The organism is Luteimonas sp. Soil_C_5 (assembly GCF_057656615.1).
The window spans coordinates 329537-342628 of the sequence record NZ_JBDGKA010000002.1 but is presented as its reverse complement, the minus strand read 5'-3'; the positions used below and the strand labels follow the sequence as shown (position 1 = coordinate 342628).

At 64.3% G+C, this 13092-nt stretch carries 24 protein-coding genes; all 24 read left to right on the top strand.

Annotated elements, in window-relative coordinates; all coding sequences use genetic code 11:
- The first annotated feature begins 1 nt into the window (after position 1).
- The gene (gene rplB, locus AC3A5K_RS06030) at positions 2–829 is read left to right on the top strand and encodes a 50S ribosomal protein L2 (protein WP_159679901.1); all 828 of its coding nucleotides are present in this window, start codon (positions 2–4) and stop codon (positions 827–829) included.
- Positions 830–835: 6 nt separating this feature from the next.
- Positions 836–1108: a 30S ribosomal protein S19 gene (gene rpsS, locus AC3A5K_RS06025; protein ID WP_232115897.1), complete on the top strand. Its 273-nt coding sequence runs from the start codon at positions 836–838 to the stop codon at positions 1106–1108.
- A gap of 10 nt (positions 1109–1118) precedes the next feature.
- Positions 1119–1511, top strand: coding sequence for a 50S ribosomal protein L22 (gene rplV, locus AC3A5K_RS06020; protein WP_232134462.1), 393 nt, complete (start codon positions 1119–1121; stop codon positions 1509–1511).
- Position 1512: 1 nt separating this feature from the next.
- Positions 1513–2253: a 30S ribosomal protein S3 gene (gene rpsC / locus AC3A5K_RS06015; RefSeq protein ID WP_487616608.1), complete on the top strand. Its 741-nt coding sequence runs from the start codon at positions 1513–1515 to the stop codon at positions 2251–2253.
- Between the two features lie 2 nt (positions 2254–2255).
- Positions 2256–2669, top strand: coding sequence for a 50S ribosomal protein L16 (gene rplP, locus AC3A5K_RS06010; protein ID WP_232115896.1), 414 nt, complete (start codon positions 2256–2258; stop codon positions 2667–2669).
- On the top strand, positions 2669–2857 hold the full coding sequence (gene rpmC / locus AC3A5K_RS06005; RefSeq protein WP_096008891.1) for a 50S ribosomal protein L29: 189 nt from the start codon (positions 2669–2671) through the stop codon (positions 2855–2857). The genes rplP and rpmC overlap by 1 nt, the downstream gene beginning before the upstream one ends.
- Before the next feature lie 10 nt (positions 2858–2867).
- Positions 2868–3128, top strand: coding sequence for a 30S ribosomal protein S17 (rpsQ, locus tag AC3A5K_RS06000; protein ID WP_055246847.1), 261 nt, complete (start codon positions 2868–2870; stop codon positions 3126–3128).
- Between the two features lie 15 nt (positions 3129–3143).
- Positions 3144–3512 carry a 50S ribosomal protein L14 gene (gene rplN, locus AC3A5K_RS05995; protein ID WP_150928980.1) on the top strand — a complete coding sequence of 123 codons (369 nt, stop codon included), beginning with the start codon at positions 3144–3146 and terminating at the stop codon, positions 3510–3512.
- Between the two features lie 14 nt (positions 3513–3526).
- A complete protein-coding gene (gene rplX, locus AC3A5K_RS05990; RefSeq protein ID WP_487616607.1) occupies positions 3527–3844 on the top strand; it encodes a 50S ribosomal protein L24 in 318 nt (105 codons plus the stop codon).
- 11 nt (positions 3845–3855) lie between these two features.
- Entirely contained in the window at positions 3856–4398 is a 543-nt protein-coding gene (gene rplE / locus AC3A5K_RS05985) for a 50S ribosomal protein L5 (RefSeq protein WP_487616606.1), read from the top strand.
- A gap of 19 nt (positions 4399–4417) precedes the next feature.
- Positions 4418–4723 (top strand): 30S ribosomal protein S14, encoded by a 306-nt coding sequence (rpsN, locus tag AC3A5K_RS05980; protein WP_487616605.1) that lies wholly within the window; start codon positions 4418–4420, stop codon positions 4721–4723.
- A gap of 151 nt (positions 4724–4874) precedes the next feature.
- Positions 4875–5270, top strand: a complete 396-nt coding sequence (gene rpsH, locus AC3A5K_RS05975; protein ID WP_232134465.1) for a 30S ribosomal protein S8 — start codon at positions 4875–4877, stop codon at positions 5268–5270.
- Positions 5271–5284: 14 nt separating this feature from the next.
- Positions 5285–5812: a 50S ribosomal protein L6 gene (gene rplF / locus AC3A5K_RS05970; RefSeq protein WP_487616604.1), complete on the top strand. Its 528-nt coding sequence runs from the start codon at positions 5285–5287 to the stop codon at positions 5810–5812.
- Positions 5813–5841: 29 nt separating this feature from the next.
- On the top strand, positions 5842–6198 hold the full coding sequence (gene rplR, locus AC3A5K_RS05965; RefSeq protein WP_487616603.1) for a 50S ribosomal protein L18: 357 nt from the start codon (positions 5842–5844) through the stop codon (positions 6196–6198).
- Between the two features lie 162 nt (positions 6199–6360).
- On the top strand, positions 6361–6900 hold the full coding sequence (gene rpsE, locus AC3A5K_RS05960) for a 30S ribosomal protein S5 (protein ID WP_487616602.1): 540 nt from the start codon (positions 6361–6363) through the stop codon (positions 6898–6900).
- On the top strand, positions 6893–7090 hold the full coding sequence (gene rpmD / locus AC3A5K_RS05955; protein ID WP_487616601.1) for a 50S ribosomal protein L30: 198 nt from the start codon (positions 6893–6895) through the stop codon (positions 7088–7090). Before rpsE ends, rpmD begins: the two co-directional genes overlap by 8 nt.
- Before the next feature lie 5 nt (positions 7091–7095).
- A complete protein-coding gene (rplO, locus tag AC3A5K_RS05950; protein ID WP_487616600.1) occupies positions 7096–7530 on the top strand; it encodes a 50S ribosomal protein L15 in 435 nt (144 codons plus the stop codon).
- Positions 7531–7535: 5 nt separating this feature from the next.
- Positions 7536–8894: a preprotein translocase subunit SecY gene (secY, locus tag AC3A5K_RS05945; RefSeq protein ID WP_487616599.1), complete on the top strand. Its 1359-nt coding sequence runs from the start codon at positions 7536–7538 to the stop codon at positions 8892–8894.
- 383 nt (positions 8895–9277) lie between these two features.
- A complete protein-coding gene (rpsM, locus tag AC3A5K_RS05940) occupies positions 9278–9634 on the top strand; it encodes a 30S ribosomal protein S13 (protein ID WP_394004233.1) in 357 nt (118 codons plus the stop codon).
- A gap of 12 nt (positions 9635–9646) precedes the next feature.
- Positions 9647–10039 (top strand): 30S ribosomal protein S11, encoded by a 393-nt coding sequence (gene rpsK / locus AC3A5K_RS05935; RefSeq protein WP_487616598.1) that lies wholly within the window; start codon positions 9647–9649, stop codon positions 10037–10039.
- 14 nt (positions 10040–10053) lie between these two features.
- Entirely contained in the window at positions 10054–10689 is a 636-nt protein-coding gene (rpsD, locus tag AC3A5K_RS05930) for a 30S ribosomal protein S4 (protein ID WP_487616597.1), read from the top strand.
- 56 nt (positions 10690–10745) lie between these two features.
- Complete coding sequence (locus AC3A5K_RS05925) at positions 10746–11744, top strand: DNA-directed RNA polymerase subunit alpha (protein ID WP_487616596.1); 999 nt, start codon at positions 10746–10748, stop codon at positions 11742–11744.
- A 269-nt stretch (positions 11745–12013) separates the two neighbouring features.
- Positions 12014–12394, top strand: coding sequence for a 50S ribosomal protein L17 (gene rplQ / locus AC3A5K_RS05920; RefSeq protein WP_487616595.1), 381 nt, complete (start codon positions 12014–12016; stop codon positions 12392–12394).
- 129 nt (positions 12395–12523) lie between these two features.
- A complete protein-coding gene (locus tag AC3A5K_RS05915) occupies positions 12524–13024 on the top strand; it encodes a disulfide bond formation protein B (protein ID WP_487616594.1) in 501 nt (166 codons plus the stop codon).
- Positions 13025–13092: the final 68 nt, after the last annotated feature.

Below are 13092 nucleotides of genomic sequence, written 5' to 3'. Positions count from 1 at the left end.
GATGCCATTGATGAAGTTCAAGCCCACTTCGCCCGGCCGCCGTTCCGCGGTCCGCGTCGTGCACCCCGATCTGCACAAGGGTGCGCCGCACGCTGCGCTGGTCGAGAAGAAGACCAACACCGGTGGTCGCAACCACCACGGCCGCATCACCACCCGTCACATCGGTGGTGGCCACAAGCAGCACTACCGCATCGTCGATTTCAAGCGGGACAAGGAAGGCATTCCGGCGCGCGTCGAGCGCATCGAATATGACCCGAACCGTACCGCCCACATCGCGCTGCTGTGCTATGTCGACGGCGAGCGCCGTTACATCATCGCGCCGAAGGGTCTGAAGGCCGGCGACCAGGTGATCTCCGGTTCGGATGCCCCGATCAAGACGGGCAACACGCTGCCGCTGCGCAACATCCCGGTCGGTTCGACGATCCACTGCATCGAGATGAAGCCGGGCAAGGGTGCGCAGATCGCGCGCGCCGCCGGTGCCGGCGTGCAACTGGTGTCGCGCGAAGGCGTCTACGCCACCGTGCGTCTGCGCTCGGGCGAAGTGCGTCGCGTGCCGTCCGAGTGCCGCGCCACGATCGGCGAGGTCAGCAACGACGAGCACAGCCTCGAGAAGTTGGGCAAGGCCGGTGCGAAGCGCTGGCGCGGCGTCAAGCCGACCGTTCGCGGTGCGGCCATGAACCCGGTTGACCATCCGCACGGCGGTGGTGAAGCGAAGGCCGGTCAGGGCAACCCGCACCCGGTTACTCCGTGGGGTGTCCCGACCAAGGGCTACAAGACCCGCCATAACAAGCGGACGCAGCAGTTCATCGTGCGCGATCGCAGGAGCTGATAGACCATGGCACGTTCACTCAAGAAGGGTCCCTTCGTCGACCACCACCTCGTCAAGAAGGTGGAAGCCGCGGGTTCCAACACCAAGAAGCCGATCAAGACCTGGTCGCGTCGCTCGATGGTCCTGCCGGACATGATCGGTTTCACCATCGCCATCCATAACGGCAAGAACCACGTCCCGGTGCTGGTCAACGAGAACATGGTGGGCCACAAGCTCGGCGAATTCGCGTTGACGCGGACCTTCAAGGGTCACGGCGGCGACAAGAAGTCGGGCAGGTAAGGAGCGCACAATGGACAAGGCAACGAAAGCCCGCCTCGAAGAGCAGAAGCGCGCTCGCACCGAGGTCAACAAGCGCACCGCGATCCTCCGCACCGCGCGCATTTCGCCGCAGAAGGCACGTCTGGTCGCTGACCAGGTCCGTGGTCTGCCGGTCGAACGCGCCGTCGGTCTGCTGAAGTTCTCGGACAAGAAAGCCGCGCACATGATCAAGAAGGTCGTCGAATCGGCCATCGCCAACGCCGAGAACAACGCTGGCGCCGATGTCGACGAACTCACGATCGCCACCATCACGGTCGACGAAGGTCCGACGCTGAAGCGCTTCATGGCGCGCGCAAAGGGACGCGGTACCCGCATCCTCAAGCGCACCAGCCACATCACCGTCGTCGTGGGAGAGGGCAAGTAATATGGGTCACAAAGTTCATCCCACCGGCATCCGCCTCGGCATCGCCAAGGACTGGAACTCCAAGTGGTACGCCGGCAAGAAGGAATACGCCGAGTACCTGGCCGCTGATCTGAAGGTCCGCGAGATGCTGCGCAAGCGTCTCGCCTCGGCCGGCATCAGCAAGATCCTGATCGAGCGTCCGGCAAAGACGGCGCGCGTGACGATCCACACCGCCCGTCCGGGCGTGGTGATCGGCAAGCGCGGCGAGGACATCGAGAAGCTGCGCAAGGACGTCAGCGCGATGATGGGCGTTCCGGCGCACATCAACGTGACCGAAGTCCGCAAGCCGGAACTCGACGCGCAGCTGGTCGCCGAGTCGATCGCGCAGCAGCTCGAGCGTCGCATCATGTTCCGCCGCGCGATGAAGCGCGCTGTCGGTAACGCGATGCGTCTCGGCGCGCTGGGCATCAAGGTCAACGTCGCCGGCCGCCTCAACGGCGCCGAGATCGCACGTTCGGAGTGGTATCGCGAAGGCCGCGTGCCGTTGCACACCCTCCGCGCCGACGTCGACTACGGCTTTGCCGAAGCCAAGACGACCTACGGGATCATCGGCATCAAGACCTGGATCTACAAGGGTGAAATCTTCGATTTCAGCCAGGTGGGCCAGGAGAAGCAGGACGACACGCCGCGTGGCGGAGACCGTGGTGATCGCAATGACCGCGATCGTCGGGGTCCGCGTCGCGAGCGCGAGGCGAGGGACTAATCATGTTGCAACCCAAGCGAACCAAATACCGCAAGATGCACAAGGGCCGTAACGACGGCCTGGCGTGGAGCGGCAATGCCGTCAGCTTCGGCGAGTTCGGCCTCCGGTCGACCGCGACCGGCCAGCTGACCGCCCGTCAGATCGAAGCCGGTCGTCGTTCCATCAGCCGTCACGTCAAGCGCGGCGGCAAGATGTGGATCCGCGTGTTCCCGGACAAGCCGATCACCAAGAAGCCGATCGAAGTCCGAATGGGCTCCGGCAAGGGCAGCGTCGAGTACTGGGTCGCGCAGATCCAGCCCGGCCGCATGATCTTCGAGATCGAGGGTGTCGAGGAGGAGGTGGCGCGCGAAGCGTTCCGCCTGGCCGCCGCGAAGCTGTCGGTCACCACCCAATTCGTGACCCGGACGGTGCGCTGATGGCTACGACCAAGGAACTCCGCGAGAAGTCGGCCGAGGATTTGCAGTCGCACCTCCTCGAGCTGCACAAGGAGCGTTTCTCGCTCCGCATGCAGAAGGCCACCGGCCAGCTGACCAAGACGCACGAAGCCCGTCGGGTACGCCGCGAAATCGCGCGCGTGAACACCCTGATCGGTCAGAAGAAGTAAGGACCCGACCATGAATACCGAAAAGAAGCAGCGTACGGTCCAGGGCCGCGTGGTCAGCAACAAGATGGACAAGACCGTCACCGTGCTGGTCGAGCGTCAGGTCAAGCACGCGTTGTACGGCAAGTACATCAAGCGCTCGACCAAGCTCCATGCGCACGATGCCGACAATGCCTGCCAGGAAGGTGATCTGGTGAAGGTGGTCGAGATCGCGCCGATGTCCAAGACCAAGAACTGGCGCGTGGCGGAAATCGTCACGCGCGCCGCCGAATAACGAGGAGGGCATACCATGATCCAGATGCAGAGCCACCTCGATGTGGCGGACAACAGCGGTGCCAAGGAAGTGATGTGCATCAAGGTGCTCGGCGGCTCCAAGCGCCGTTACGCCGCGATCGGCGACATCATCAAGGTGTCGATCAAGGAAGCGATTCCGCGTGGCAAGGTCAAGAAGGGCGAGGTCTATGACGCCGTCGTGGTGCGCACCCGCAAGGGTGTCCGCCGTCCCGACGGTTCGCTGATCCGCTTCGACGGCAATGCCGCCGTGTTGCTGAACAACAAGCAGGAGCCGATCGGCACCCGCATCTTCGGGCCCGTGACCCGTGAACTGCGTTCCGAGAAGTTCATGAAGATCGTCTCGCTCGCGCCCGAAGTGCTCTGAGCGGAGAAACGAAAATGGCCAATCGAATCAAGAAGGGCGACCACGTTGTCGTGATCGCCGGCAAGGACAAGGGCAAGCGCGGTGACGTGGTGCGCGTGATCGGCGACAAGGTCGTCGTGTCGAACATCAACATCATCAAGCGTCACACCAAGCCCAACCCGCAGGCGGGTCAGGCAGGTGGTGTGATCGAGCGCGAAGCACCGATCCACGCTTCGAACGTGATGCCGTTCAACCCTGCCACCGGCAAGGGCGAGCGCATCGGAACCAAGACACTCGAGGATGGACGCACGCTGCGCGTGTTCCGCTCGAGCGGTGAGGCGCTGGACGCCTGAGGAATGCAGAAATGACGACGCGTCTGGAACAGTTCTACAAGGATGAAGTGGTGCCGAAGCTGATGAAGCAGTTCGGTTACGACAACATCATGCAGGTCCCGCGCCTGTCCAAGATCACGCTCAACATGGGCGTGGGCGAGGCGGCCGCGAACAAGAAGGTGCTCGAGAATGCGACGGCCGACATGGCCAAGATCAGCGGCCAGAAGCCGCTGGTGACGAAGTCGCGCGTCTCGGTGGCGTCCTTCAAGATCCGTGACGGCTGGCCGATCGGCTGCAAGGTCACGCTGCGTCGCAACGGCATGTACGAGTTCTTCGACCGCCTGGTCAACGTCTCGCTGCCGCGCGTGCGCGACTTCCGTGGTGTGTCCGCCCGTTCGTTCGACGGTCGCGGCAACTTCAACATGGGCGTGAAAGAGCAGATCATCTTCCCGGAAATCGACTTCGACCAGGTCGATGCGGTGCGCGGCATGGATATCGCGATCACCACGACGGCCCGTACCAACGAAGAAGCCAAGGCGTTGCTGGAAGCCTTCCGCTTCCCGTTCCGCAACTGATCCGGAGGCAGAGCATCCCATGGCAAAGACGTCAATGATCAACCGCGAGACCAAGCGCACCAAGCTGGTCAAGCAGCACGCTGAAAAGCGCGCGGCGCTGAAGAAGATCATCAGCAGCCAGACCGCGAGCTACGAGGACAAGGCCGAGGCCGTGACCAAGTTGCAGAAGCTGCCCCGCGATTCGTCGCCGGCCCGCCAGACGACGCGTTGCGCGCTGTCCGGTCGTCCGCGCGGCGTGTACAGCAAGTTCGGCCTCGGCCGCAACAAGCTGCGCGAAGCCACCATGCGTGGCGACGTGCCCGGCCTGCGCAAGGCCAGCTGGTAATACGGCAACGCGAAGGGCGTGAACCAGGTCTGGCGCTCCGGCGCCGGACCTGTACAATACGGCCCCTCACGCAGTACCCCTGTCCGCAACGGACGGGTCACAACTAGAAATTCGCGAAAGCGGATATCGGTGCACTCAGAAGGTAATCATCATGAGCATGACTGATCCCATCGCCGACATGCTGGTCCGCATTCGCAATGCGGCCGCTGTAGGCAAGCAGACGGCGTCGATGCCGTCGTCCAAGATCAAGGTCGCAATCGCCACCGTCCTGAAGGACGAGGGCTACATCAGCGATTTCCGCGTGACCGAGAACGGCGCCAAGGCCGAACTCGAGATCGTCCTCAAGTATTACGAAGGCCGTCCGGTCATCGAGACCCTGAAGCGCTTCTCGCGCTCGGGTCTGCGCCAGTACCGCGGCAAGGACGCGCTGCCGAAGGTCCTCAACGGCCTGGGCGTGTCCATCATTTCCACGTCCAAGGGCATCATGACCGACGCGAAGGCACGCCAGCATGGTGTCGGCGGCGAAGTCCTGTGCTTCGTGGCTTAAGGGAGTAACGCACAATGTCCCGAGTTGCCAAGAAGCCGATCGCCCTGCCGAAGGGCGTCGAGCTCAACATCCAGCCCGAGCTGGTCAGCGTGAAGGGCCCGAAGGGCACCCTGTCGCTCGCCAAGCCGTCGGATATCGAGATCACCATCGAAGACGGCAATGCGCTGCTTTCGGCCAATGATCCGTCGCAGATTCCGCTCACCGGCACCCTGCGTGCGATCGTCGCGAATATGGTGCACGGCGTGTCGACCGGCTTCGAGCGCAAGCTCGAGCTCGTCGGCGTCGGTTACCGCGCCGCGCTGCAGGGCAAGGATCTGAACCTGTCGCTCGGGTTCTCGCATCCGGTCGTGTACCAGGCGCCGGAGGGCATCACGCTCGCCACGCCGACCCAGACCGAGATCCTGGTCCAGGGTGCGGACAAGCAGCTCGTCGGTCAGGTCGCCGCCAAGATCCGCGGATTCCGTCCGCCGGAGCCGTACAAGGGCAAGGGCGTGAAGTACTCCGACGAGACCATCATTCGCAAGGAAGCCAAGAAGGCCTAAGGCCCATCCGCTTCCCAAGGATCAAGACCATGAGCATCAAGAACACCGCGCGTCTGCGCCGCGCCAAGTCGACCCGCGCGCACATCCGTATCCTGGGCGTGCCGCGTCTTTCGGTGCTGCGCACCGGCCAGCACATCTACGCCCAGCTGTTCAGCGCCGACGGCTCGAAGGTGCTGGCTGCCGCCAACACCACGCAGTCCGACGTCAAGGACGGCCTGAAGAACGGCAAGAACGCCGATGCCGCGACCAAGGTCGGTCGTGCCATCGCCGAGAAGGCCAAGGCCGCCGGTATCGAGAAGATCGCATTCGATCGTTCCGGCTACCGCTACCACGGTCGCATCAAGGCGCTGGCCGATGCGGCGCGCGAAGGCGGTCTGCAGTTCTGATTCAAATGCCGACGCGGGCCTGCCCCGCGTCGTCTGCCACCTGCCGGCACGGGTCGTGCCGGACGCCTGCGGCCTTTTGCGCCGCATCGCGTGTCACCGCAGCAGCCCACAACTCCAAGCGGCCCTTAGCCGTACATCTCTCAATCCAATAAGGCAGCAACCATGGCAAATGAAAGGGAAAATCGCGGCCGCGACCGTAATCGCGATCGCGAGGAACTCGACGACGGCATGATCGAGAAGCTGATCACGGTCAACCGTGTCAGCAAGACCGTCAAGGGCGGTCGCCAGTTCACGTTCACCGCGCTGACGGTCGTCGGCGACGGCAACGGCAAGGTCGGTTTCGGTTACGGCAAGGCGCGCGAAGTGCCGGTCGCCATCCAGAAGTCGATGGAGCAGGCCCGCAAGAACCAGAAGGTCGTCGACCTCAACGGCAGCACCCTGTGGCACACGGTCAAGTCGCGCCACGGTGCGGCGAGCGTGTTCATGCAGCCCGCGTCGGAAGGTACCGGCGTGATCGCCGGTGGCGCGATGCGCGCCGTGCTGGAAGCCGTCGGCGTCAAGGACGTGCTGGCCAAGGCCGTCGGTTCACGCAATCCGATCAACCTCGTGCGCGCCACGATCCGCGGCCTCAACGAAATGCACTCGCCGGCGCAGATCGCTGCCAAGCGCGGCAAGAAGGTGGAGGATCTGGTCAATGGCTAAGAACGAATCCACCAGCGGCACCGTCAAGGTGCGCCTGGTCAAGGGTCTGCGTGGTTCGCAGGCCAAGCATCGCCTGTCGGTCAAGGCCCTCGGCCTCGGCAAGCTCAACGACGTGCGCGAACTGAAGGACAGCCCCCAGGTCCGTGGCCTGATCAACAAGGTCCATTACCTGGTCCGGGTCGAGGAATAATCCAGATGAAGCTCAATACTCTCAAGCCCGCACAGGGCGCCCGCACCGAGCGCACGCGCGTCGGTCGCGGCATCGGTTCGGGCCTCGGCAAGACCGCGGGTCGTGGCCACAAGGGTTCGTTCGCGCGTTCGGGCAAGGGCAAGATCAAGGCCGGCTTCGAAGGCGGCCAGATGCCGCTGCGCAAGCGTCTGCCGAAGGTCGGTTTCCGCTCCAAGCTGAAGCTCGACGTGGCCGAAGTGATGCTCTACCAGCTCGACAAGCTCGACGGTGACGTCGACTTCGCCGCGCTGCGTGCCGCCAAGCTGGTGCCCAGCACCGCCAAGCGCGCGAAGATCGTCCTCAAGGGCGAGATCAGCAAGAAGCTCGTGCTCAAGGGCGTGCTCGCCACGGCCGGTGCCCGCGCGGCGATCGAAGCCGCTGGCGGCAAGGTCGAGGAGTAAGCCGGATGTCGCGAAGCGGCAGCGCAATGGGTGGGGTCGGCGCCGGGCTCGGTAAATTCACCGAGCTCCGCCAGCGCCTGCTGTTCGTGCTCGGTGCCCTGATCGTCTACCGCATCGGGTGTTTCATCCCGGTGCCGGGCGTCAATCCCGAAGCCATGCTGCAGCTCATGGAGCAGCAGGAAGGCACCATCGTGGACATGTTCAACATGTTCTCCGGTGGTGCGCTGTCGCGTTTCAGCCTGTTCGCGCTGAACGTGATTCCGTACATCTCCGCGTCCATCGTGATGCAGCTGCTGGTGCAGGTCGTGCCCAGCCTGAAGGCCATCCAGAAGGAAGGCGAGTCGGGTCGGCGCCGGATCACCCAGTGGTCGCGCATCGGTGCGATTCCGCTGGCGATCTTCCAGTCGGCCGGTATCGCCGTCGCGCTGCAGAGCTCGGGTGCCAACAACGGCATTCCGGTCGTCTACTCGCCGGGCATGGGCTTCGTGTTGACCGCGATCATCGCGCTCACCGCCGGCACGATGTTCCTGGTGTGGCTGGGCGAACAGGTGACCGAGCGCGGCATCGGCAACGGTGTCTCGCTGATCATCTTCGCCGGCATCGTCGCGGGCCTTCCGGGCGCCGTCCTGGGCACCTTCGATTCGCTGCGCAACGGCGACATGAGCCCGATCGCTGCGATCCTGCTGCTGATCGTGGTGCTGGCCGCGGTGTTCTTCGTGGTGTTCGTCGAGCGTGGCCAGCGGCGGATCACGGTCAACTACGCACGCCGTCAGGGTGGCCGCAACAATGGCTACATGAACCAGAGTTCGTTCCTGCCGCTGAAGCTCAACATGGCGGGCGTGATCCCGGCGATCTTCGCATCGTCGATCATCATGTTCCCGGCGACCGTGTCGACGTGGTTCGGTGAAGCGGGTTCCGCGCCCTGGCTGCAGCGTCTTGCGCAGGCCATGTCGCCCGGTGAGCCGCTGTACGTGTTGCTGTTCGGCGGCCTGATTGCCGGCTTCGCGTTCTTCTACACTGCGCTGGTCTTCAACAGCCAGGAAACCGCCGACAACCTCAAGAAGTCGGGTGCGCTGATTCCGGGCATCCGTCCGGGCAAGGCGACGGCGGATTACATCGATGGCGTGCTGACCCGTCTGACCGCAGTCGGTGCCGCCTATCTGGTGCTGGTCTGCCTCTTGCCGGAATTCATGCGGGCCGAGTTCGGGACGTCGTTCTACTTCGGTGGCACCTCGCTGCTGATCGTGGTCGTCGTGGTGATGGATTTCATCGCGCAGATCCAGTCGCACCTGATGTCGCACCAGTACGAAAGCCTGCTCAAGAAGTCGAACCTGAAGGGTTCGCGCAGCGGGTCGACGCGCTGATCGTTTGATGGTCGCTGTGCGGTCCGTCCGCGCAGCGACCCTTTTCACCACGGAGCCGGTCTCGCCGGTTCCGTATCCGCCGCCCGGCCGGGCGGCACGAATCCCGGACACACGCGCCGGGATTCAGATGGGCGACTCGCGCGGCGGTCTCGGGCGCGGGTGGTATCGGGTTATCCGCGCGCAAGAGTAGTGCGCGGGGCAGGTGGGGTCCGTCCCCGGCTGCCGCCCCGGTGCCTTCGCCGGAGCATGGGCACACTCCCCATGCCGGGTTCAGGACGCGTCAGCGTCGTGGACTTCCTGAAAGCCCGAGGCCCTGTTATCATTTCATGTTCCCTTTTGCCGGGATTGAACCCCTGGCAGCAAACCAGTTGGAGAATCCGCGCATGGCGCGTATTGCAGGCGTGAACCTGCCTGCCCAGAAGCATGTCTGGGTTGGGCTTCAGAGCATCTACGGCATTGGCCGTACCCGGTCGAAGAAGGTCTGCGAAGCCGCAGGCGTCGAGACCACCACCAAGATCCGTGACCTGTCCGAGCCCGAAGTCGAGCGCCTGCGCGCCGAAGTCGGCAAGTACGTGGTCGAGGGTGACCTCCGCCGCGAAGTCGGTATGGCGATCAAGCGTCTGATGGACCTGTCGTGCTATCGCGGCCTGCGTCATCGCCGTGGTCTCCCGCTGCGTGGCCAGCGCACCCGGACCAATGCACGCACCCGCAAGGGTCCGCGCAAGGCCATCAGGAAGTAAGGAACTCAGACTATGGCCAAGCCGTCCGCAAGCAAGACCAAGAAGAAGATCAAGCGCGTCGTCACCGACGGCGTCGCGCATGTCCACGCTTCGTTCAACAACACGATCATCACGATCACCGACCGCCAGGGCAATGCGCTCTCGTGGGCGACCTCGGGTGGCGCGGGTTTCCGCGGCTCGCGTAAGTCGACCCCGTTCGCAGCCCAGGTTGCCGCCGAGAAGGCCGGCAAGGCTGCGCTCGACTACGGCGTGAAGTCGCTGGAAGTGCGCATCAAGGGTCCGGGTCCGGGCCGTGAGTCGGCCGTGCGTTCGTTGAACAACGTGGGCTACAAGATCATCAACATCATCGACGTGACGCCCATCCCGCACAACGGATGCCGCCCGCCGAAGAAGCGTCGCGTCTAAAGGAGCGATAAGAAATGGCTCGTTATATCGGTCCTACCTGTAAGCTCGCGCGCCGTGAAGGCGCCGACCTGTCCCTCAAGAGCCCGACCCGTGCGCTCGACTCGAAGTGCAAGCTCGAGCAGAAGCCCGGTCAGCACGGTGCCGGCACCGGCGCGCGTCGCAGCAAGCTCTCGGATTACGCCACCCAGCTTCGCGAGAAGCAGAAGGTCAAGCGTATCTACGGCCTGCTGGAGCGCCAGTTCCGCAACTACTACAAGAAGGCGTCCACCAAGAAGGGCAACACGGGTGAAAACCTGCTGCAGCTCCTCGAGACGCGCCTCGACAACGTGGTCTATCGCATGGGCTTCGCCGTCACCCGTCCGGCCGCGCGCCAGCTGGTGTCGCACCGTGGCGTCACGGTCAACGGCCAGTCGGTGAATCTGCCGTCGTACCAGGTCAAGGCGGGCGATTCCATCGCCCTGTCCGAGAAGGCACAGAAGCAGCTTCGCGTGCAGGAAGCGCTGAACGTGTGGTCGACGATGGACCTGTCGCCGTCTTGGGTCGAGGTCGACTCGAAGGCGTTCACTGGTGTGTTCAAGTCGGTGCCGGATCGCGGCGACCTGCCGGCTGACATCAACGAAGCGCTGATCGTCGAGCTGTACTCGAAGTAATTCATTCAGGCCTCGCCGCGCCCCCCGGCGCGGCGGTCCCCAGGAGATACACACACATGACGGCTACCGCCAACCAGGTCCTGCGTCCCCGCGGCCCTCAGATCGAACGTCTCGCAGGAAACCGCGCGAAGGTCGTGATCGAGCCGCTGGAGCGTGGGTATGGGCACACGCTGGGCAATGCCCTGCGTCGCGTGCTCCTGTCGTCGATTCCGGGCTTCGCGATCACCGAAGTCGAGATCGACGGCGTGCTGCACGAGTACAGCACCATCGAGGGCCTGCAGGAAGACGTGCTGGAAGTCCTGCTGAACCTCAAGGACGTCGCCATCCGCATGGGCACCGGCGAAAGCTCGACGCTGTCGCTGTCGAAGACGGGTGCGGGCGTCGTCACGGCGTCCGACATCAAGACGGACCACAACGTCGAGATTCTCAACGGCGACCACATCATCTGCCATCTGACCAAGGACGCATCGATCAACATGCGTCTGAAGATCGAGCGCGGCTTCGGCTACCAGCCGGCCTCCGCGCGTCGTCGTCCGGACGAAGAGACCCGCGCCATCGGTCGTCTGATGCTGGACGCGTCGTTCTCGCCGGTCCGTCGCGTGGCGTATGAAGTCGAAGCCGCGCGCGTCGAACAGCGTACCGACCTCGACAAGCTGGTCCTGGACATCGAGACCAACGGCACGATCGACGCCGAGGAAGCCGTGCGCACCGCCGCCGACATCCTCACCGACCAGCTGTCGGTGTTCGGCGACTTCACGCACCGCGATCGCGGCGCCGCGAAGCCGCAGACGCCGGGCGTGGATCCGATCCTGCTGCGTCCGATCGACGATCTGGAGCTGACGGTGCGTTCGGCCAACTGCCTCAAGGCCGAGAGCATCTACTACATCGGCGACCTGATCCAGAAGACCGAGGTCGAGCTGCTCAAGACCCCGAACCTCGGCAAGAAGTCGCTGACCGAGATCAAGGAAGTCCTGGCGCAGCGCGGCCTGGCACTGGGCATGAAGCTCGAGAACTGGCCGCCGACCGGCGTGTCCGCTCACGGCATGCTTGGGTAAGCATCCCGCGTGCAACCGATGCCGTCAGGCATCGGTTGCGGGATGCGAACGCCCGGCATGCTTCGCCGGGCCGGGTGTGCAAACGCGGCGCGAGCCGCGGCTCCCGATCTGCATTGACGCTGTACGCAAGACCGCGCCGACGGGCAGAAGCCCGCGGCGTTGCCGGTGAAGGACGACCGGTTCCGGACCATCCGCAGTCCAAGTTGCAACGCCAGGACGGCGCCAAAGCTTCACACAGACCCACCATTCCCATCTGAAGGATCCATCTCATGCGCCACCAGAAAGCCGGTCGCAAGTTCAACCGCACCAGCGCCCATCGCGAAGCGATGTTTCGCAACATGGCCGCTTCGCTGATCAAGAGCGAACTGATCAAGACCACCCTGCCGAAGGCCAAGGAACTGCGTCGTGTCGCAGAGCCGCTGATCACCCTCGGCAAGATCGACAGCGTCGCCAACCGTCGTCTCGCCTTCGCGCGTCTGCGCGACAAGGAAGCCGTCGGCACGCTGTTCACCACCGTCGGCCCGCGCTACGCGGCGCGTCCGGGTGGCTACCTGCGCATCCTCAAGTGCGGCTTCCGCGCCGGCGACAATGCGCCGATGGCGTACGTCGAGCTGGTCGATCGCCCGCAGGCGTCGGTCGAAGCCGAGTAATCCAGCGCGACGACCTGCGCCGCGTGCGCAGGTTCCCGTCGACGATGGAACAGAACCCCGGCCTCGGCCGGGGTTTTTGTTTGCGCGGCGGGGCGTGATAATCGCGACATTCCCACTGCCGGTCTGTCCATGAATCCTCTCCGCTGGTCGTTCCGGTCGCTGATGCTCACCGGTGCCGCGATCTGTGTCGCGCTGATCGGATTCGCGATCTACTCGCAGCTGGCGTGGGGCCTCGAGCCGTGTCCGCTGTGCATCTTCCAGCGCATCGCGTTCGCCGCGCTGGGTCTCGTGTTCCTCGTCGCCGGCCTGCATGCGCCGCGTCGCCCCGGCGGACGGACGATCTACGGTCTGCTGGCATTCGCCGCCGCGGCGGTCGGCATCGGCATTGCGGGGCGGCATGTGTGGCTGCAGATGCACCCGCCGGGTTTCGCGGCCTGCGGCGCGCCGTTCGCCTTCATGCGCGAAACCATGGACACGCCCACCCTGATCCAGAAGGTGCTGACCGGCACCGGTGACTGCGGCACGGTGGACTGGACGTTCCTGGGATTGTCGATGCCTGCCTGGAGCCTAGTGTGGTTCCTGCTGCTGGGCGTACTGGCGCTGGTCGGCGGGCTGCGCGCGCGCCGCTGAACGCGTTCCGCGTTCAAATTGACGCATTGCGGCAACCTGCGATGATGGCGCTCCCCGCGAGGAACACC

Bases quoted from the DNA above. Each gene is read 5' to 3' on its own strand.
- rplB (WP_159679901.1), top strand. From the start codon at position 2: ATGCCATTGATGAAGTTCAAGCCCACTTCGCCCGGCCGCCGTTCCGCG.
- rpsS (WP_232115897.1), top strand. From the start codon at position 836: ATGGCACGTTCACTCAAGAAGGGTCCCTTCGTCGACCACCACCTCGTC.
- rplV (WP_232134462.1), top strand. From the start codon at position 1,119: ATGGACAAGGCAACGAAAGCCCGCCTCGAAGAGCAGAAGCGCGCTCGC.
- rpsC (WP_487616608.1), top strand. From the start codon at position 1,513: ATGGGTCACAAAGTTCATCCCACCGGCATCCGCCTCGGCATCGCCAAG.
- rplP (WP_232115896.1), top strand. From the start codon at position 2,256: ATGTTGCAACCCAAGCGAACCAAATACCGCAAGATGCACAAGGGCCGT.
- rpmC (WP_096008891.1), top strand. From the start codon at position 2,669: ATGGCTACGACCAAGGAACTCCGCGAGAAGTCGGCCGAGGATTTGCAG.
- rpsQ (WP_055246847.1), top strand. From the start codon at position 2,868: ATGAATACCGAAAAGAAGCAGCGTACGGTCCAGGGCCGCGTGGTCAGC.
- rplN (WP_150928980.1), top strand. From the start codon at position 3,144: ATGATCCAGATGCAGAGCCACCTCGATGTGGCGGACAACAGCGGTGCC.
- rplX (WP_487616607.1), top strand. From the start codon at position 3,527: ATGGCCAATCGAATCAAGAAGGGCGACCACGTTGTCGTGATCGCCGGC.
- rplE (WP_487616606.1), top strand. From the start codon at position 3,856: ATGACGACGCGTCTGGAACAGTTCTACAAGGATGAAGTGGTGCCGAAG.
- rpsN (WP_487616605.1), top strand. From the start codon at position 4,418: ATGGCAAAGACGTCAATGATCAACCGCGAGACCAAGCGCACCAAGCTG.
- rpsH (WP_232134465.1), top strand. From the start codon at position 4,875: ATGAGCATGACTGATCCCATCGCCGACATGCTGGTCCGCATTCGCAAT.
- rplF (WP_487616604.1), top strand. From the start codon at position 5,285: ATGTCCCGAGTTGCCAAGAAGCCGATCGCCCTGCCGAAGGGCGTCGAG.
- rplR (WP_487616603.1), top strand. From the start codon at position 5,842: ATGAGCATCAAGAACACCGCGCGTCTGCGCCGCGCCAAGTCGACCCGC.
- rpsE (WP_487616602.1), top strand. From the start codon at position 6,361: ATGGCAAATGAAAGGGAAAATCGCGGCCGCGACCGTAATCGCGATCGC.
- rpmD (WP_487616601.1), top strand. From the start codon at position 6,893: ATGGCTAAGAACGAATCCACCAGCGGCACCGTCAAGGTGCGCCTGGTC.
- rplO (WP_487616600.1), top strand. From the start codon at position 7,096: ATGAAGCTCAATACTCTCAAGCCCGCACAGGGCGCCCGCACCGAGCGC.
- secY (WP_487616599.1), top strand. From the start codon at position 7,536: ATGTCGCGAAGCGGCAGCGCAATGGGTGGGGTCGGCGCCGGGCTCGGT.
- rpsM (WP_394004233.1), top strand. From the start codon at position 9,278: ATGGCGCGTATTGCAGGCGTGAACCTGCCTGCCCAGAAGCATGTCTGG.
- rpsK (WP_487616598.1), top strand. From the start codon at position 9,647: ATGGCCAAGCCGTCCGCAAGCAAGACCAAGAAGAAGATCAAGCGCGTC.
- rpsD (WP_487616597.1), top strand. From the start codon at position 10,054: ATGGCTCGTTATATCGGTCCTACCTGTAAGCTCGCGCGCCGTGAAGGC.
- AC3A5K_RS05925 (WP_487616596.1), top strand. From the start codon at position 10,746: ATGACGGCTACCGCCAACCAGGTCCTGCGTCCCCGCGGCCCTCAGATC.
- rplQ (WP_487616595.1), top strand. From the start codon at position 12,014: ATGCGCCACCAGAAAGCCGGTCGCAAGTTCAACCGCACCAGCGCCCAT.
- AC3A5K_RS05915 (WP_487616594.1), top strand. From the start codon at position 12,524: ATGAATCCTCTCCGCTGGTCGTTCCGGTCGCTGATGCTCACCGGTGCC.